A 17,426-nucleotide genomic window follows, 5' to 3' on the forward strand; every position below is an offset into this window, starting at 1 on the left:
CTCCGCTTTAAAAAATACCGAAACAAAAACCTACTCTGCTTAAGGCCAAAGACCTTGAGTAAAGTAGGTTTTTTCTTGTATGGGTTTTAAATTACTCCGACAATGATAAAGAGGATAACAATAATCCCAAGTGCAATACGGTACCAACCAAAGATTTGGAAGTCACGGCGTTTGATGTAGCTCATCAAGAATTTAATAACGAAGATAGAGACAACGTAAGCGACAACCATACCAACAATGAGAGCAATCACTTCTGATAGGCTAAAGTGAAGTCCGAATTTCAAGAGTTTAAAGGCAGAGGCCCCAAGCATGGTTGGCACTGCGAGGAAGAAAGTAAACTCGGCAGCAACGACACGTGAGACTCCAATGAGCAAGGCGCCTACAATTGTTGCGCCTGATCGTGATGTCCCTGGAATCATTGAGAGGACTTGGAACATCCCGATGATCAGTGCAGCTTGATAGGTAATTTCTTTCATCGTGTTAATTTTTGGTACACGTGTTTTATTCCAACGTTCAATCACGATAAAGGCGATACCATAGACAATCAGCATAATGGCAATTGTCAAAGGCGTCCCAAAATGTTCTTCTAAGAAATCATTCAAAAATAAGCCAAATACGGCAGATGGAAGAAAGGCTACGACAACCTTAACCCACATGTTGAAGACAGAACGTTTGATCCGTACACCTTTTCCTTCAACATTAACAAAAGGATTCATCTGTGACCAAAATTCTACAATAACCGCAATAATCGCGCCTAATTGAATGACTACAAAGAACATGTCTTTGAAAGCTTGTGTCATGTTGGTATGAATGAAGGCATCCACTAAAAGCATGTGCCCTGTACTTGATACAGGCAGCCATTCTGTAATTCCCTCGACGATGCCGAGAAAAATAATTTTCAAAAGTTCAATAAAATTTAAATCCATTTTTTCTTATATCCTATTCATTAATGAGGTAGAAACTGCCATCTGTAACTTTGACTGTCAAAGCTGTCTCTTGATTTCCCGTCTGATAAGGAAACTCTTTTTTGACATGATTTACATAAAGTTCTTCTGCCTCTGCATTTATCCCTGGCAATTGACTGTTTATCATTTTCAATTGACCGTCTTTTTTAATAATCTTGCTGTGTTCTTTCAGGCGAAGATTTTCAAAAACTGTCGCACCATCATTTGAAGCAAAATCCATACTTTCTGCTGTCACACGCTCTAAAACAGATGCACCATCATTAGAAGTTACTTTCAAATGTCCCGACAAAGTCAAATCACGCAATTGCCATGCAGCATCACTAATATTCATCGTGAGTTGGTTTCCTTTAACCCTTTCTAAGGAAAGGCCACCGTCTCGAAGATTAATTTTGAGACTCTCTGCTTTCAAATCTCGCAAAGTTTTTTGTCCGGATGTACCATCAATAATGATTTTCTCAAAATTCATATTTTCTGGTACTGTTACAATTATTTTTTCCTGACCCATTTTACCAAAATTAAGACCTAAATTGAAGTCAAAGGCGCTTTTTCTTGCCTCAACATTCAAAGTTTGACCTTGAAGGTTAATTTCAGGCTTCTGATCAAGCAAGTGACTCTCCACTTTAAGTGTTGACCCAGTGATAATTTCTAAGTCTGCATCTTTACTGTTGATAATCATATTCTTTACATCATCAGAAGCAAAACTCTGTTGCGTAGAAATAGGCTGAGAGATTTGAGGACGTCCTTCTCTCCAGACGAGACTCGTTTTACCCCCTGAGGCTAATCCGATACCCAAAAGTACGGCGCCAGAGACAATCATAATCAGTGAGGCAATTATCGTTTTTTTATTTTTCACAATGCTTCCCCCTTTTGATCGCGTCTAGTTCTTTGAGTTAACTTGCGTCCTAACCATTTAATCATTCCAAGAAAACGGAGGCATAGCCATTTCGTGAGAAAAAGAATAAAAGGACTGATAAGGATTCCCAATCCAAAAAGTAAAAGACCAAGTCCGCTAAAGACAAGTGTTGTCATTGGACTGCTGAAAATTACACCAAGTCCAGAAATGAAGGAGAATAATCCACCAAACACGAGTGAAACATCAAGCATGTAAAGGCTAAAGAGGAGAGCTAATAGCATCATTAACAAGGCTAGAATAAGTAAAAGAATGGCAAGTGCCAAGGGTACCAAAAGCGGTGAAGCAAAAAGACCAAGTATAATGAGCCAGACCAGCTGAAAGCGTGATTTAGCGGGTATACTTTCTTGTTCTTCTTGCGCGTGATCATCTTGGTCTAAGAAATAACTAAGTTTGAGTTTAGTCGCAAATTGTTTTGGGGTTCCATACTGTGCGGTTATATCCTCAAGTGTCAAACCTGACTCAATAAAGTATTCTTGATAATAAGCTATTAAGTCACTACTCTCTTCTTGAGGTAGGTCGGTCAGATGGGCCTGCACAGCCTCTAAATAACTATTCATCGTTTTCGATTTCTCCTTCTCCTAAAAGTTTATCCATGGCATTACGGAATTGCTGCCAGTCAGCAGTTATTTTTTGAAGCTCGTGGTGTCCATTCTCTGTTATCCGATAATAACGTCTCATGCGACCTTCATAAGGCTCATCATAATTTTCTAAAAGCTCATGTTTTTTTAAACGACGTAAGACAGGATACATGGTTGATTCACTAATCGGAAGTTGAGCTTGTACTGTTTTTGTCAACGCATAGCCATACATATCTTTCTTATTTAACAAAGAAAGTACTGTACCATCTAGAAGTAAGGTTGGGATTTGGATATCCATAAACGTCCTTTCTTTTTCTTTCATATCATATTATATGTTGTATAGCATGATACTATATAACATATAATAACATATAAAATATTTATTCACAAGTATGAGGCAATAATTTCAAAAGATATGCTAAAATAAGTTAAAGTTAAACTGAAGGGTGAGGACTGCATGCAAATCATAAAACTCCGCGAACATAAGGAAAAGCTTGAACAAGCTGCAAACTGGTTTCACCAGAAATGGGAAATTCCACTTTCTGCCTATCAAGAAAGCATGGAGGCTTGCCTCCAAGGTTCAGAAACCATTCCGCAATGGTATATGATGATCCATGAATCAGAAATTATTGGTGGTCTTGGAATTATTGAAAATGATTTTCATAATCGTAAAGATTTATCGCCTAATATTTGTGCTTTGTATGTGGAAAAAGAATTCCGTCGTCAAGGGATTGTGGAAAAGTTACTCCAAGAAGCTTGCGATGATATGAAGATACAAGGGATTCATAGGCTCTATCTTATCACTGACCATACTCATCTTTATGGACGCTACGGTTGGGAATTTATTGGCTTTGTTCAAGCTGAAGATGAAGACGAGATGTTACGGATGTATTCTTACCAAATCTAAAAAACCCCTAAATAGGGGTTTTTTAGATTTCTTGTGGTTTTTCATATTTTAGACCCATCGCATTGATTGAGACCACTACTGTTGAGATACTCATCAATACTGCAGCAGCCAATGGATCAATAGAGATACCAAAGGTTGGGTAAAGAATGCCCGCAGCAATAGGAATAGCAATGATATTATAACCTGCTCCAAACCAAAGGTTTTGTTTCATCTTGCGATTAGAGCGTTTAGCTATCTCAATCAGTGCTAAGACATCACTCGGATGCGAGTTGACCAAGACAACATCTGCTGTATTGATAGCGACAGATGTTCCGCCTCCAATCGCAATGCCGAGATCACTTGTAGCAAGCGCAGGTAAGTCATTGACACCGTCACCAATAAAGAGAACACCACCTTTTTCTTGGTAATCTTGGACAATATTGGCTTTATCTTCTGGTTTTAATTCAGCACGGTATTCCGCAATGCCAAGATTTTTTGCAATTTTTTCTGCGGTAGCTTCATTATCTCCGGTCAACATTACTGGTATGATATCACGTTTTTTCAATTCTTCGATAAAGAATTTCGCATCTTCTTTTGGTGAATCACCTAAAGCGACAAAACCGTAAAGTGTTTTATCAGAAATGAGGAAGGAAACAGTCAGACCTTGGTCAAAGACCTTTTGAACTGCTGCCTCATCAACCGTAATTCCATTTTCTTTGAGATAAGCGTAAGAGACAATACTGTAATTTTTTCCTTGGACAGTACCTTTTAAGCCTACACCAGGAATATTTTCCAGATTTTCTGCTTCTAACTTCAAATCGTCAACAGCATTGACAATAGAGAGCGCAATAGGATGTGTTGAGCCACTTTCTAATGCGGCCATAACTTGGAGAATATCTACCTTATCATCCTTAGCCAAATCAACTACTTGACGTACACTAAATTTTCCGTCTGTGAGTGTCCCCGTTTTATCCATAAGGGCATATTTTATTTTACTAATAGATTCAAGAGATGTACGGTTTTGAATCAGCAAACCATTTTTAGCCGAAAGATTAGTTAGGCGTGCCACAACTAAAGGTACAGCCAATCCTAAGGCGTGAGGACATGCGATGACAAAGACAGAAACAGCAGTCATAAGTGCAAAGCTCAATGAGGAAGTCATCATCCAAATAATAAAGGAACCAATCCCCACGATCAATGCCGCCCAGAAAAGCCAACCTGCTACACGATCTGCTAAGTTTTCACTGGCAGACTTTTGCTTTTGCGCCTTCTCTACTAATTGCGCAATTTGCGCCAGAAGAGAATCTTTTCCTAGAGAAGTTACTTTCATTTCAAAGGGGAGGTTCTGGTTTAGAGAACCACCGTAAACTGTATTTCCTGCTTCTTTCGAGACCAAACGGGATTCACCAGTAATCATCGATTCATCAATAGACAAGTGAGTTGTTTCCGATGTCACAATACCATCAGCTGGAATACGTTCGTTTTCTTTTACGAGAAGAATATCGTCCACTTGGAGCTCAGAAATGGCCACATCTTTTCCGTCTTTCAGATGAGCTTTTTTAGGAATGAGGGATGCGAGGTCTTTTAGAGCATCACCTGCACGACTAACTGCGCGCATCTCGATAATGTGACCTGCCAGCATGATAACAATCAAGGTCGAGAGCTCAAACCAAAAGTCCATTGCCTCCCCGCCAGTCCATAATAAGACAGTAGCATAAACAGAATAAACATATGCGACGACAATCCCCATCGTAATGAGCATCATCATCGCCGGTTTCCGAGATTGAAATTCTCCACGCGCGCCACTAAAGAAAGGTGTGCCACCATAGAAGAAAATAATGGACCCTAAGATAAGTCTGACAATCGAATCGCCTTGAAAACTTATCAACTGAAAGCCAGCAATACTTGAAATAGCGAGCAAAGGAACCATGAGCGCAATACTGACCTTCAGCTTCTTACCCATATTACCCATGTGCATCATATGCCCTCCATGGTTCATCATATCATGTCCGCCATGATGATCCATTTCTGCCATATCGTTCATCTCGTGATGCATGTGCCCTTTATGTTCTTCTTCCATCTCAACCTCCTTAAATTTTCTATTCTTTTAATAACTCTATATCTATAGTTTACATTTGTAAACTTATAAAGTCAAGTAAAAACTTAAAAAATTAGAAAGAGAAAACTCCCTTCTGCTGTTTTGCACCAAATAAAAAGTGGAGCTAACTCCACTTCTATCTTTATTTACTTGTAACTTGACCAATCACGAGGTTGGCAATGACATTACCCGTTTTTGTAAGATTGATATTTTCTACACGCTCCGCATTTGTAAAAGCCACAATAATTTCTGTTCCTTTTCCTGCAGCTTTAATTTTTTGCAGATCCATATCAGCAATCTTATCGCCTTTTTTAAGAACTTGGCCTTCAGAAACAGTTAACTTAAACGGCTTACCCTTAAGCTCAACCGTATCTAAGCCCATATGTAAAAGAACTTCTAAGCCTGATTCTGTTTGGATGCCCATTGCATGTTTGGTTGGGAAAATATTTGTTATTTTACCTGAAATTGGTGCAAATACTTCTTCTTTTGTCGGTAATATCGCAAAGCCATCTCCCATCATTTGAGCTGAGAAAACTTGATCCGGAACTTCCGTGATTGGCATAACTTTACCTGTAGCAGCAGCAAATAGTTCTTGCGTGATTGCTTCAGTATCTGGTTGAACAACTTCTTCTGATGTTGCTACAATATGGTCCGGAACTTCTCCAGTTTGTTGAATTTTTTTCAATTCATCCGCTACAAATTGCACTTCTGTACCTACGATGACTTGGACATTCTTTTTATCTAAAACACGCACCCCAGGTACACCAGTTGCTTTGATTGCACCTTGATCTACTAAGTCAGAATTTTCGACAGTCAAACGTAATCGTGTCGTACAATTATCAACCGTTTTAAGATTATCATTGCCAAGACCTTGATAAATACGGCCAGCAAGATAAGCAAATTTTTCATCTGCAGAAGATAAATCCGGATCTTCCTCACCTTCGCCACCTTCTTCACGGCCAGGAGTCATCATATTAAATTTCTTAATGACAAAGTCAAAAGTAAAGTAATAAACGACCGCCATAACCAGCCCGAGAACGAGAAGCATATAAGGTTGATTCGCAATAGGTACGCGTAAGCTCAAGATGAAGTCGATGAGACCAGCAGAGAAATTAAAACCTGCGGTCCAATGGAATAGCGCAGCAATAAACATCGAAATTCCTGTTAATGCCGCATGCACCACATAAAGTGGCCAAGCAACAAACATGAATGAGAATTCCAAAGGCTCAGTTACGCCAGTAAAAAATGAAGCAAAACCGGCAGCAAGCATGAGTGAAGCCGTAGCTTTTTTCTTTTCGGGACGTGCATTGCGATAAATAGCATATGCACCTGCAGGCAAGCCAAACATCATGATAGGGAAGAATCCTGCTTGATAACGGCCCGTAATCCCTTGAGTTCCGATGTTTTTCCAGAAATTCCCGATATCATTAATACCCGCAGCATCAAACCAGAAAACGTTATTGAGTGCGTGATGCATTCCTGTTGGGATTAACAAGCGGTTCGAGAAACCGTAAATCCCAGCTCCTAAAGGTCCAAGATTAACGATAGCTTTACCAAAAGTTGTTAATCCTCCGAAAACGGCAGGCCAAAGGAAAAGTAAAACAGCTGAAAGTGCGGCCATGATAACCGCAGTAAGTATTGGCACTAAACGCCGGCCACTAAAGAAAGACAAGGCCATTGGCAGTTTTGTGTTGCTGAACTTATTATAGACTGCTGCTGCGATTAGACCAGCTAAAATCCCTATAAAAACATTCCCATTGTTAATCTTAGTGAATGCAGTGTTTACTCTTTCAACATCAATTCTTTGCAAGAGTGCCACAGAGTCGGGATTGAGTAAAGTCATTGGGACAAGGAATGATACTACGCCAGCCAGTGCTGCGGAGCCATCTTTGTCCTTGGACATTCCAAAGGCCAGTCCAACAGCAAAGAGTAATCCTAAGTTATTCAGAATTGTTTGCCCGGCTTGAATCATAAAGGCTGCCAATACATTATTGGCGCCCCAACCTGTAGGATCAATCCAATATCCAATCCCCGTAAATAAAGCTGCAACTGGTAAAGTCGCAACCGGGAGCATGAGCGATCGGCCCATCTTCTGCATGTATTCTTTCATAAATCCTCCAAGAATAGAAAAATTAAATAATTTACCAAAAATGGCACGTACACAAACCTCTACTTTTAAGCACCAATATCAATACTTCTTATTTCACAAAAAGTAAGATTTAACTTTGGTTGACATATAAAAAGGCCATTGCCAATGCTTACACAATCGCCTTGTTTCGTTAAATCTTCAACCAGTTAAAATTTATGATATTTTTCACTTAATATGAGTAAAATTATTTGTACAATATTATTTTAACATCTTCTTGGTAAATTTGGGGAGTATAGGTGTAGAGGATGTATTACTTGTCAATATACAACCTGATTTTTACCTTTAGACTTTGCAATATAAAGTTTCTTATCAACATCATTGATAATTTCTTGCTGCTCTTGTGCGCCAACTACTTCAACTGCTCCTACCGATATTGAAGCCTTAAAGCTATTTTTTTCATATTTGAAATCATAAGTTGAGACCATATCAACAATACCTCCTATAATCTCCTTGACTTCTTCTTCTCGATTATTTCTAAATATGATGAAAAACTCATCCCCTCCATAACGGAATAACTGACCAGATGTGTTTTCGTTTTTTAACTTAATTCTAACAAGCTCACAAATCTCTTTTAAGGTATAGTCACCAGCAGCATGACCATAAGTATCATTTATATGCTTAAAGGCGTCCACATCAAAAAGGACGACAGTAAAAACTGACATATACTGACTTTCAATGATTTCTTGTAAAGTTTCCTCAAATTTTCTCCTATTATAAGTATTCGTAAGAGTATCCATGTAGGAGTACTTTCTCAATTCAGAATATTCTTGAACGATCAATTTTAAAATCGCTAATACTTTTTCAGCAATAAATAGCATAATGCATATTTTTAAAAATATACCTACAGAATATCCTAAACTAAATTGAAATCTGGAACTAGATATGAGCATGACAGATAGAGTGATAGGAAAGCTCGCGAATAAATAGAAATAACGTTTTTTTGTTACAAGCAATCGGTACTTGGAAATGATGTATAAACTCGTCCAAAATAAAAAGAGTGCCAATAAGACAAGCACAGTTGAGCGTATGTCAAATCCATAAGTGTAAGTATACAAGGCATAAAAGAGTAAAAATAACGGTATGACTGCATATTCTACGTATTTATAGTAGGATACAACAAAGTAATCGATAGCCACAACAACAAAAATTAATGAAGTATCACTTAATAGTCCGCCTTCTGGTAAATTTTTATCGATTTGGGTAAATAATAATTTTAAAACAATAATTAGAGATGTGAAATTCGTGGAATATAAAATATAGGTAAAAAAACTATTCTTATTTAATTTATAGTGGCGAATTAAATATTTAAAAATATAAATCATTCCTAAAATGCCAGGAATTAAAAACATCTTTACAATAAAATTACTCCCAAATATATCTTGAATATCATTGACATAAATCATAAACTCGTCCTCTCAATAAAACTGATGTGGAATACTGTAATAGTAACTTTGCTGTTTCCACTCTTGAGGAAAAGTTTTCAGAAGCGCTTCTTCTTCCACGCCTTCAATAACTATTTCTTTATCAAATGATGTGATAATCGACTCTATTGCTAATAAATAGTTGGAGAGTTGTTCTGATTCAAGAATATTTTTAAACTCCAAGGTTGATAATTTTATGCGTGATATATAGGGATGCAAGTCAATTAAGCTCCTAAATGAATTAACGCCTAATAAAAAATCATCTAAGGCAATATCATAACCCATCTGCTTGATTGATCTTATTATCTCACGTGGAACAATTTCTGAATAGTGGTTATTTCTATAAAGAGGAATCCGTTCTGTCAGCTCTATTTTCAGCTTTTCTTTATAATTAAAACTCTCAAGAAACGCAATCGTTTCAGAATAATACAATTCTTGATAGTCAATATTTAAAGAGTATATTGTCTTCTCTTTTTTCAATAAATCATTCAAAATTTTATTGATTTTTTCTATATAGAGCTTATGTAATTCTCGATCTGACATTAATTCATCAAAGAGTTGTTCTGGAAACACATATTTCCCTGAAACATCTTCCCTCAATAGCAGCTCGTATTCTTCTTGGAGCGAATCATTCATATTACATATTTTTTGTCTAAAAAAGCATAAGTTATTGATACTTTTTCTTGCCTTATTGTTTGTCATTTTCTTTTATTATTCCAATTTTATCTTAAAGTGACTGCTATATACTCAGGTTTACTGACACTTTTCTTAATGATACCTTCTGTATTTTTGGGGAAGATATTTTCTGATTTCTTCACTGTTATATCCCACTAAGAGCTCGTTATCATCTAAAACAATCGGTGTTTGAAGGAGGTTTGTATTATGTTTTAAATACTCAAGTCCTTCATTAAATGACAATTCATATAAATGAAGTATACCTTTTCTTGTCTCAGATTTACTTCGCGTTGGGTGTTTAACAATATCTTCCAAACCTTTATCTGTCATTGATAATGTCTTTACTATATCTTCTTTAGAAATTTTGGCAATAGGAGCTTTGCTTATTGTTATGCTGTGATCTTTAAACCACTTGAGTGTTTGGCGAGAAGAATTACAGCCCCTTTTATAATATACTTGTATGATATCTTTATCCTCTAATTTTATCTGTAAGAACTTTTGTTCTATTTGTTTTGTTAGAAGTGATTTAAATCACTAATAGATTATAACGATAAATGACGTCCAAATTTTTTATATCCGGTATTTCGGATTAATAAATATATATTTTCTGATTTTATATTATAATAAAGTTTGATATTAAATTTTAGTAGGAGTAATTTATATGGTCTATCAAAAATATGGAATAACTTTTAAAAATATGAGAAAACAAAATAAATTTACTTTAGCTGATTTTTCCGAAGTAGGTTTAGCAAGTTCGACCTTGTCTGATTTCGAACGTGGTTTGACCATGATTAGTTTGGAAAAAATTGATTTAGCCTTACAACTCATGGGCTGTAGTTTATCTGATTTTGATAGCCATTTAAATTTCTACTCTCCTACTGATCCCATATATATATTGCAAGAATTAGAAAGAGCAATCCTATTCAATGATTCCCCAAAATTGAAAGACCTTTACATGACTTGTAAACAAACAAAGCAAAGAAATCTTTGCCTAACCATAAAATTCCTACTGAAAAAGGGAACTTTAGAAGAAAAAAATGAAATCGTCAATTTCTTATACGAAACCAAAGCATTTGGTATAAAAGAACTTTCTATTTTTTACATCATCATGCACCAACTGGCCCCTCAAGATATTTTAAACATTATGAAGAGGTTAAAACAATATGGAAAAGGGATGTCTAATTCTGAAATTTATTACCGTCATCTGTCTCACGTGATACTAGAAGTTATCACTGTCCTTTCAAATTACGGACTTAAAGACGAAGCTTACTATTTTATAAAAAGAGTTGAAGAGCTCAATCTAGCTCAATCAATGCTCTTAAGAAATTTATTTAAGGCGGTAAAAGGGTTGTGGGTATATAATTTTGAAAATAAACTTGAAGGAAAAGAACAGATAAAAAAAGCTATGGAAATACTGTTGCTTGCTGCTCAACCTGAGGTCGCTCAATTTCACCAAGAAAGATTTAAAATGTTAGTTGACCTGTGAAGAATAGAATTTTCTACTCTGTATATGAATTTCAAATAAAAAGAAACGAGTATCAAATCCCGTTTCTTTTTTTATTTTATCGCTATCTAATTCAAAACAGCGACAGCCAAGCTCAAATAAGTCGCAAAGAGTATCCAGACAAAGTATGGCAAGAGTAGGATTGCTGACCATTGGTTGATTTTGAAGAATTTCTTAATACAGAGATACACTACAATATCGAGTACAAGGATAACGAGTACCCCAAACCAGAAATAACCCTTGAAAAAGATGATGCTCCAGATAAAGTTGAGGAATAACTGGATGACATAAAGCAAGAGAGCGGTCTGAGCTTCACTCTTTCTTAATCTTAAATTTTGAAAAACTATAAAACCTGCTACAGCAATCAAAGCATAGAGTATCGGCCAAACAACACCAAACAGATAATCTGGTGGCGCCAATGGCGGAAGTTGTAAGCTGTTATAAATCGATTTGATATCACCGGCTAATACTCCTGATAAACTCCCAATTGCTTCTACCACGATGATAAACAGCACAACGAGTAATATAGGTTTTCGTTTACTTGAATGTTTCATAATGCTCCTCCTCTTTTTCTAAGTTATCCGTTTTCTTTAGTATTTTCTTAATTTTAACATATCCCCTATTTTAAAGGCAGTTATTCGATTGTAAATTTTACGCATGTTGGGTTGCTTAGAAAGCTTTGTCTATACTCTTTGATAAAGATTTTACTTTGACTTTACCCTATTTTTATTTTTTAAAATTCCCTTTTTAATTGAATCGAAAATTAAAAATTGTTATAATAATTATAGCGCTTACATGATTAGTCCGGACATAGTCTTACCACCAACAGGAGGAACTATGATCAAAAATGGAAACACACGTCACTTAAAAATAGCTATAGCGACATTAGCCTTGGCTACACTTGGTTTTATAGGCGCGCATGCTCAAGCAGATGTTGCCGATGAAATGGTCAATCCCACCGATAAGGTTTTAGTCGGTTATTGGCACAATTGGGAATCAACAGGTAAAGATGGTTATAAATACGGAACCTCTGCTGATTTTGATCTTTCACAGACACAAGACGGATACAATGTTATTAACGTATCTTTCATGAAAACACCTCAAGGAAGTTCTCTTCCCACATTTAAACCTTATAATAAGACCGATGCTGAATTCAGAGCTGAGGTTGCAAAACTCAACGCAGAAGGCAAATCTGTATTAATTGCATTAGGAGGTGCAGACGCTCATATCGCACTTACTAAAGCGCAAGAGGATGACTTTGTGAATGAGGTTATCCGTCTTGTAGATACTTATGGCTTTGACGGCTTGGATATTGATTTAGAGCAATCTGCCATTGATGCAGCTGACAATAATACTGTCATCCCATCAGCTTTACGGAAAGTCAAAGCTCATTATCGTCAACAAGGTAAGAACTTTATGATTACGATGGCCCCAGAATTTCCTTATCTTACAACTACAGCGAAGTATGCGCCTTATATCAATGGTTTAGAAGGTGATTACGATTATATTAATCCTCAGTATTACAATCAAGGCGGTGATGGTTTTTGGGATTCTGACTTAAACATGTGGATTTCCCAATCTAACGACGAGCAAAAAGAAGCTTTCCTCTATGGTTTGACACATCGCCTTGTCACAGGAACCGATAATTTCATCAAAATTCCGGCAGACAAGTTTGTGATTGGCTTGCCTGCAAATGAGGATGCGGCAGCAACAGGTTACGTTAAAAATCCTAAAGATGTCGAAAATGCCTTAAAACGCCTAAAAGCTTCTGGAAATGAAATCAAAGGCTTAATGACCTGGTCCATCAATTGGGATGCAGGTAAGAGCGCGACAGGCTTAAATTACAACAATTCCTTCGTCAACACCTATGCACCGATGCTTTTTGGAGACACTGGGGGCGGAAATGAAACAAAACCAACACTTCCAATAATCACAGTTTCTGATCTTACAGAAACCAGTGCTACAATTCAAGCAAAATCAACAGATGCATCTGGGATAGCCAACTACGAGATTAAAGTTGGGGGAAAAACTTATACAAGTAAAGATGGATTACAAGCTATCTCCGGTCTTAAAGCCGCAACAACTTATACCGTTGAAGTTGTCGCAATCAATAATGCTGGCATTCGTTCTGACAGTGCAAGCACGACTTTTAGCACTACAGGTGGCACAGTAACTCCTGAAAATACATGGAGCAAGGATAAAGAATATTGGACGGGTGACCGCGTCTACTACAATGGAAAAGAATATGAAGCAAAATGGTGGACCAAGGGTGACCAACCTGACTTGTCAGGCCCTTACGGACCTTGGAAAGAAATATGATATGCTTTAACAAGCAGAAAGGAGCAAAGTTATGAAAAAAATGTTTATTGGGTTTTTAATCACTTTAGGAGTATTGGGTGCTTCATTGGCTTTCAATACTAAAACGGTCTTAGCTCACGGTTACGTTGAGAGTCCTCCAGCACGTGGTTATCAAGGTAAGCTTGATTATGAAAAATATGGCTGGACAACAGCTTTTAATCTCTATGGAAATGTCATCACAAATCCTCAATCACTTGAAGCTCCCAAAGGTTTCCCTGAAAGCGGACCTGTAGATGGACGCATCGCTTCAGCTAATGGTGGTCTAGGACAAATCGCTGACTTTGTCCTTGATAATCAAACAAGCGACCGTTGGAAAAAAACAACAATAAACACTGGTGTAAATCAGTTCACGTGGAAATATACAGCACCACATAAAACAACCAAATGGCACTATTACATGACCAAAACAGGTTGGGATCAAAATGCGCCACTCAAACGTTCAGAGTTAGAGCTCATTGGTACTGTCAATCATGATGGCTCTACTGCTTCTAACAACTTGACACACTCTATCACTGTCCCAAGTAATCGCTCAGGTTACCATATTATCCTCGCTGTTTGGGATGTTGCTGATACACCAAATGCTTTCTACAATGTTATCGATGTCAATGTCCAAAATAATAATATGCTCTTCGGACCATTTGCTGCGGTTGAATAAACAAAAGAAAAGAACTCTTATCAAAGAGTTCTTTTTACTTTTCGGAAGTTTTGAGCCACTTGATGAGTTCTGCCGCAATTTCTTCTTGTTGTTTTTCATTTGAGATATCTGCTTGGTTGTCGCCTTTCTGGGCACCATAGCTACCAAAACCGGCATGATTACCGCCCTCCAATTCTACATTTATCGTTTGTTGTGGCAGATAGGTTTTGGCCTTATCATATGAAGACTGGTTAAGCACGCCATCTTTCGTGCCTACGATAGATAAAACTTTCCCCTTGAAATCTTTCAAGCTTCCTTTTTGATCAGGATGACTTGCAAGGAAAAAGACACCTTCTAAAGCTGAATTATCTTGATGACCTGCTGCAAAGCGACTGGCCATAACTCCACCTAGAGAATGACCGCCAACGATATATTGGGAGAGATGTTCATCCTTGATTACTTTCTCAGCCAGATTGGGATTAAAAATGGCAAGATTCAGAGGCTCTTTGAGAAGGTAAACAGAATATCCAACTTCTGCTACTTTACTGGCCCAAATACTATAACTTGCATTGTCCACCAATGCGCCTTGATAAAAGATGATACTGGGTTTATCTGGATTGCCTTTAAAGACCAAAGCATTATCTGCCTTTTCGGCTTGGCTTGCAATGTTTGACGCTTGAGGAGTTGGATGATAGGTACTGGACTTGATGTAGATAAATCCTGCGGCCAGAAGGACGAGTAAAATACTTACAACCCATAGAACTATTTTTTTGAGTTTTTGCATTGAGTCTTTCCTTTTTATAATATTTTTATTCAAACTAAAAGCCCTCAAAGAAAGGACTTCTAAACATTATTTAAAATTGCATTGAGGAAAAAATAAATTAAAATATATAGTTTATCGAAAGCCATTATTGTAAGTGAAGGCAGATGCCTCATGACTCTCGATTTCTGTTTATTTACTTTACCATCAATTCCATTCTTATTCTATCATTCTTATGAAGAGAATGCTTTAATTCTGCTTACAATATTTATTTTAATTCAAAATTCCTTAAAAAAAACTAAACCATATGTTATGATTATAATATGCTAAAAAAGCAAACAAATAATGATTATAAGAGACATGGTAAATAAGGAGGAGATATTTTATAGTGAAAAAATATCAAAAGGTTTTAATGCTGAGCGCAGTTTTTCTGTCGTCGACGCAAGGAATAATGGTAAGTGCGAGTGAACTCACAGCCGTAAACAAGGAAAAAAATGAGCCAATAGTTTCAAGCATCGAGGAAAGTAGCACTTCTACTTCTGAAACTTCAACTGAAAACAAAAGCACTGAAAGTAGTGTGATAGATAAAAGCAGCTCAAGCTCAAGTACTGAAGTAACGATAAAGGAACAAGATACAAGTGCTGAAACGGCGGAAGTAGCAAGTACGACCGAGCGTCCTGTGGTACAAGCTCGAAGTGCTGTAACTTATCAGCAACCTCTTAATAGTGGTACACTACCAAAGGTGCCGGTAAGCTTAGAAAAATTACCTATCAAGCATTCAGGCAATCCTTTTAAAGACATTTCACAATCTTTATATAAAAATTACATTAGCTGGATCTATAGTCGAGGAATTACCACAGGTTATACACCAACGACATATAATCCAGATGGTTACGTGACACGTGGTGAAATGGCTGTCTTTCTTCATCGTCTCGCGGGAACTCCAAGTTATAAAGCGCCATTCAATGTCTATACAGATGTCAACCAGTATAAAAACCAGATTCTCTGGCTGACAGCGACAACTGTATCCAACGGAACTGCGCCCCACTACAATCCGAACGGTAACGTGACGCGAGGGCAAATGGCTGCCTTTCTCCATAGAATGGCAAAAGTTTCAGGAAATGCTCCTACCTCAGGAAAATATAACACAAAGTTCGTAGATGCTAAAAATCATATGTTTGCCAATGACATTGGCTGGTTGAGTTCCAAAGGTATCACTACCGGTTATACACCAACAACCTTTAGACCTGATGCATATGTCACACGTGGTGAAATGGCAGCTTTCCTCCAACGTTTCTATAATGTCACTTCTAAAACAAATAAACAAAATCCCTATCCTGCAGGCCAATGTACAGCTTATGTTTGGGACTATTTCAACGGAAATATTCCTCTCTATGTCGGCAATGCAAAAGACTGGGACACATACGCTAACAGCAAGCCTGCTGTCGGAACAATTGCTGTCTTTCCTCCAGGAAATCAAGGTGCAGGAGATCTTGGCCACGTCGCAGTTGTTATTTCGGTTTCCGGCTCTAAAATGAGAGTAAGTGAAGGAAACTATAACGGTGGATGGGGCACTGAGCGTGACTGTTCAACAGCCGGTGTTAAATTTATTCGCCCTTAAAATTCAAGAAAATTATACTAAAAAGTGCTGGGTAGTTGTTCCAAGCACTTTTTTCTATTCTTACATATCATAGTTGTAGATGACGATATTTTCTTTTTCAAGAACGGCCTGACCAGAGATTTTAACTCTTTCCCCCTCAATTTCGCAAGCAATCACCCCACCACGATTAGAGAGTTGTCTAGCGATGAGTTTTGTTTTCTCTAGCTTCTCTCCCCATAATGGTGCCAAGCGTGTATGTGACGAGCCTGTCACTGGGTCCTCATCTACACCACCATGAGGTGCAAAATATCTCGATACAAAATCAACATCTGCTCCTTTTGCTGTGATTGTGACCGCATGAGAAGCTAATGATTTAATGATAGCAATCTGTGGTTTTGCATCCTTTACTGCTGATTCTGAATCCAACACAAGTATAAGGTGATCTTTTTCTTGGGTAGTGTAAGCTTCTTGAATGGTTCTTCCTGAGAAAGCTGCTTTCATTTCTTCAGTGATTTCCTTTGGAAAAAGCTGTTGACGTGGAAAGTTTAAGATAAATTGATCATTATGCATGGCGACAGTTAATTTCCCAGATTTGGATTTAAAGCTCAAAATTTCGCACTCGTTTTCTAACTTCTGCTTGATGACAAATGCGGCCGCAATCATACCATGTCCACACAATAAAACTTCCCTTTTAGGGCTGAACCACTGGATTTCCCATTCATTTTCTACATTTTTATAGATAAAGGAGGTTTCAGGCAAGGCAATTTCAGAAGCAATCTGTTGGAGCTGATCTTTTGGAAGTTGTTGGGTTAAGATACAGACTGCCGCAGGATTTCCTAAACTCTCCTTGCCGGTGAAAGCGTTGATGATGTCGTAGTGCATGAA

At 37.5% G+C, this 17,426-nt stretch carries 17 protein-coding genes; 5 read left to right on the top strand and 12 right to left on the bottom strand.

Annotated elements, in window-relative coordinates; all coding sequences use genetic code 11:
* Window positions 1-86 precede the first annotated feature (86 nt).
* The 4 genes from VNN39_RS08505 to VNN39_RS08520 are packed head-to-tail and all read right to left on the bottom strand — an operon-like array spanning window position 87 to window position 2,754.
* Entirely contained in the window at window positions 87-926 is an 840-nt protein-coding gene (locus VNN39_RS08505; protein ID WP_017369829.1) for an undecaprenyl-diphosphate phosphatase, read from the bottom strand.
* 13 nt (window positions 927-939) lie between these two features.
* Window positions 940-1,818, bottom strand: coding sequence for a DUF4097 family beta strand repeat-containing protein (locus tag VNN39_RS08510; protein WP_338997421.1), 879 nt, complete (start codon window positions 1,816-1,818; stop codon window positions 940-942).
* Window positions 1,815-2,435 (bottom strand): HAAS signaling domain-containing protein, encoded by a 621-nt coding sequence (locus VNN39_RS08515; RefSeq protein WP_165711703.1) that lies wholly within the window; start codon window positions 2,433-2,435, stop codon window positions 1,815-1,817. Before VNN39_RS08515 ends, VNN39_RS08510 begins: the two co-directional genes overlap by 4 nt.
* Entirely contained in the window at window positions 2,428-2,754 is a 327-nt protein-coding gene (locus VNN39_RS08520) for a PadR family transcriptional regulator (RefSeq protein ID WP_338997424.1), read from the bottom strand. Before VNN39_RS08520 ends, VNN39_RS08515 begins: the two co-directional genes overlap by 8 nt.
* 159 nt (window positions 2,755-2,913) lie before the next feature.
* On the opposite strand from VNN39_RS08520, the gene VNN39_RS08525 reads away from it, so the two are divergent.
* Window positions 2,914-3,363 (top strand): GNAT family N-acetyltransferase, encoded by a 450-nt coding sequence (locus VNN39_RS08525; RefSeq protein WP_339007041.1) that lies wholly within the window; start codon window positions 2,914-2,916, stop codon window positions 3,361-3,363.
* 22 nt (window positions 3,364-3,385) lie between these two features.
* On the opposite strand, the gene VNN39_RS08530 is transcribed toward VNN39_RS08525, so the two are convergent.
* The 5 genes from VNN39_RS08530 to VNN39_RS08550 form a co-directional block, all read right to left on the bottom strand.
* A complete protein-coding gene (locus VNN39_RS08530) occupies window positions 3,386-5,422 on the bottom strand; it encodes a copper-translocating P-type ATPase (RefSeq protein ID WP_339007043.1) in 2,037 nt (678 codons plus the stop codon).
* A gap of 160 nt (window positions 5,423-5,582) precedes the next feature.
* Entirely contained in the window at window positions 5,583-7,550 is a 1,968-nt protein-coding gene (gene nagE, locus VNN39_RS08535; protein WP_338997428.1) for an N-acetylglucosamine-specific PTS transporter subunit IIBC, read from the bottom strand.
* 296 nt (window positions 7,551-7,846) lie between these two features.
* Window positions 7,847-8,992 (bottom strand): GGDEF domain-containing protein, encoded by a 1,146-nt coding sequence (locus tag VNN39_RS08540; protein ID WP_339007045.1) that lies wholly within the window; start codon window positions 8,990-8,992, stop codon window positions 7,847-7,849.
* A gap of 12 nt (window positions 8,993-9,004) precedes the next feature.
* The gene (locus VNN39_RS08545; RefSeq protein ID WP_338997432.1) at window positions 9,005-9,712 is read right to left on the bottom strand and encodes an EAL domain-containing protein; all 708 of its coding nucleotides are present in this window, start codon (window positions 9,710-9,712) and stop codon (window positions 9,005-9,007) included.
* 66 nt (window positions 9,713-9,778) lie between these two features.
* Window positions 9,779-10,192 carry an ArsC/Spx/MgsR family protein gene (locus VNN39_RS08550; RefSeq protein ID WP_338141555.1) on the bottom strand — a complete coding sequence of 138 codons (414 nt, stop codon included), beginning with the start codon at window positions 10,190-10,192 and terminating at the stop codon, window positions 9,779-9,781.
* 154 nt (window positions 10,193-10,346) lie between these two features.
* Here VNN39_RS08550 and VNN39_RS08555 point away from each other — a divergent pair, with 154 nt between their 5' ends.
* A complete protein-coding gene (locus VNN39_RS08555) occupies window positions 10,347-11,171 on the top strand; it encodes an Rgg/GadR/MutR family transcriptional regulator (protein ID WP_338997434.1) in 825 nt (274 codons plus the stop codon).
* An 86-nt stretch (window positions 11,172-11,257) separates the two neighbouring features.
* Here VNN39_RS08555 and VNN39_RS08560 read toward each other — a convergent pair whose 3' ends face one another.
* Window positions 11,258-11,743 (bottom strand): TspO/MBR family protein, encoded by a 486-nt coding sequence (locus tag VNN39_RS08560; RefSeq protein WP_338997436.1) that lies wholly within the window; start codon window positions 11,741-11,743, stop codon window positions 11,258-11,260.
* A gap of 283 nt (window positions 11,744-12,026) precedes the next feature.
* Between VNN39_RS08560 and VNN39_RS08565 the strand changes: the two genes are divergently transcribed.
* Both VNN39_RS08565 and VNN39_RS08570 read left to right on the top strand, forming a co-directional pair.
* On the top strand, window positions 12,027-13,508 hold the full coding sequence (locus VNN39_RS08565) for a glycosyl hydrolase family 18 protein (RefSeq protein ID WP_338997437.1): 1,482 nt from the start codon (window positions 12,027-12,029) through the stop codon (window positions 13,506-13,508).
* Window positions 13,509-13,539: 31 nt separating this feature from the next.
* Complete coding sequence (locus VNN39_RS08570) at window positions 13,540-14,202, top strand: lytic polysaccharide monooxygenase auxiliary activity family 9 protein (RefSeq protein WP_338997438.1); 663 nt, start codon at window positions 13,540-13,542, stop codon at window positions 14,200-14,202.
* 34 nt (window positions 14,203-14,236) lie between these two features.
* Here the strand turns inward: VNN39_RS08570 and VNN39_RS08575 are convergent, their stop codons facing one another.
* On the bottom strand, window positions 14,237-14,965 hold the full coding sequence (locus VNN39_RS08575; protein WP_338997440.1) for an alpha/beta hydrolase: 729 nt from the start codon (window positions 14,963-14,965) through the stop codon (window positions 14,237-14,239).
* Between the two features lie 364 nt (window positions 14,966-15,329).
* Between VNN39_RS08575 and VNN39_RS08580 the strand changes: the two genes are divergently transcribed.
* Window positions 15,330-16,562, top strand: a complete 1,233-nt coding sequence (locus VNN39_RS08580) for an S-layer homology domain-containing protein (protein ID WP_285006066.1) — start codon at window positions 15,330-15,332, stop codon at window positions 16,560-16,562.
* A 60-nt stretch (window positions 16,563-16,622) separates the two neighbouring features.
* Here VNN39_RS08580 and VNN39_RS08585 read toward each other — a convergent pair whose 3' ends face one another.
* Window positions 16,623-17,423: a PhzF family phenazine biosynthesis protein gene (locus tag VNN39_RS08585; RefSeq protein WP_285006067.1), complete on the bottom strand. Its 801-nt coding sequence runs from the start codon at window positions 17,421-17,423 to the stop codon at window positions 16,623-16,625.
* Window positions 17,424-17,426: the final 3 nt, after the last annotated feature.

Origin of the sequence: Lactococcus formosensis (genome assembly GCF_037892375.1) — a bacterium.
In the GTDB taxonomy this organism is placed as follows: Bacteria; Bacillota; Bacilli; order Lactobacillales; family Streptococcaceae; genus Lactococcus; species Lactococcus formosensis.

What these genes read in the sequence shown, in the direction of transcription:
- nagE (WP_338997428.1), bottom strand. Translation starts at nt 7,550, where the DNA reads ATGAAAGAATACATGCAGAAGATGGGCCGATCGCTCATGCTCCCGGTT.
- VNN39_RS08540 (WP_339007045.1), bottom strand. Translation starts at nt 8,992, where the DNA reads ATGATTTATGTCAATGATATTCAAGATATATTTGGGAGTAATTTTATT.
- VNN39_RS08565 (WP_338997437.1), top strand. Translation starts at nt 12,027, where the DNA reads ATGATCAAAAATGGAAACACACGTCACTTAAAAATAGCTATAGCGACA.
- VNN39_RS08520 (WP_338997424.1), bottom strand. Translation starts at nt 2,754, where the DNA reads ATGGATATCCAAATCCCAACCTTACTTCTAGATGGTACAGTACTTTCT.
- VNN39_RS08575 (WP_338997440.1), bottom strand. Translation starts at nt 14,965, where the DNA reads ATGCAAAAACTCAAAAAAATAGTTCTATGGGTTGTAAGTATTTTACTC.
- VNN39_RS08570 (WP_338997438.1), top strand. Translation starts at nt 13,540, where the DNA reads ATGAAAAAAATGTTTATTGGGTTTTTAATCACTTTAGGAGTATTGGGT.
- VNN39_RS08585 (WP_285006067.1), bottom strand. Translation starts at nt 17,423, where the DNA reads ATGCACTACGACATCATCAACGCTTTCACCGGCAAGGAGAGTTTAGGA.
- VNN39_RS08555 (WP_338997434.1), top strand. Translation starts at nt 10,347, where the DNA reads ATGGTCTATCAAAAATATGGAATAACTTTTAAAAATATGAGAAAACAA.
- VNN39_RS08545 (WP_338997432.1), bottom strand. Translation starts at nt 9,712, where the DNA reads ATGACAAACAATAAGGCAAGAAAAAGTATCAATAACTTATGCTTTTTT.
- VNN39_RS08530 (WP_339007043.1), bottom strand. Translation starts at nt 5,422, where the DNA reads ATGGAAGAAGAACATAAAGGGCACATGCATCACGAGATGAACGATATG.
- VNN39_RS08560 (WP_338997436.1), bottom strand. Translation starts at nt 11,743, where the DNA reads ATGAAACATTCAAGTAAACGAAAACCTATATTACTCGTTGTGCTGTTT.
- VNN39_RS08505 (WP_017369829.1), bottom strand. Translation starts at nt 926, where the DNA reads ATGGATTTAAATTTTATTGAACTTTTGAAAATTATTTTTCTCGGCATC.
- VNN39_RS08515 (WP_165711703.1), bottom strand. Translation starts at nt 2,435, where the DNA reads ATGAATAGTTATTTAGAGGCTGTGCAGGCCCATCTGACCGACCTACCT.
- VNN39_RS08525 (WP_339007041.1), top strand. Translation starts at nt 2,914, where the DNA reads ATGCAAATCATAAAACTCCGCGAACATAAGGAAAAGCTTGAACAAGCT.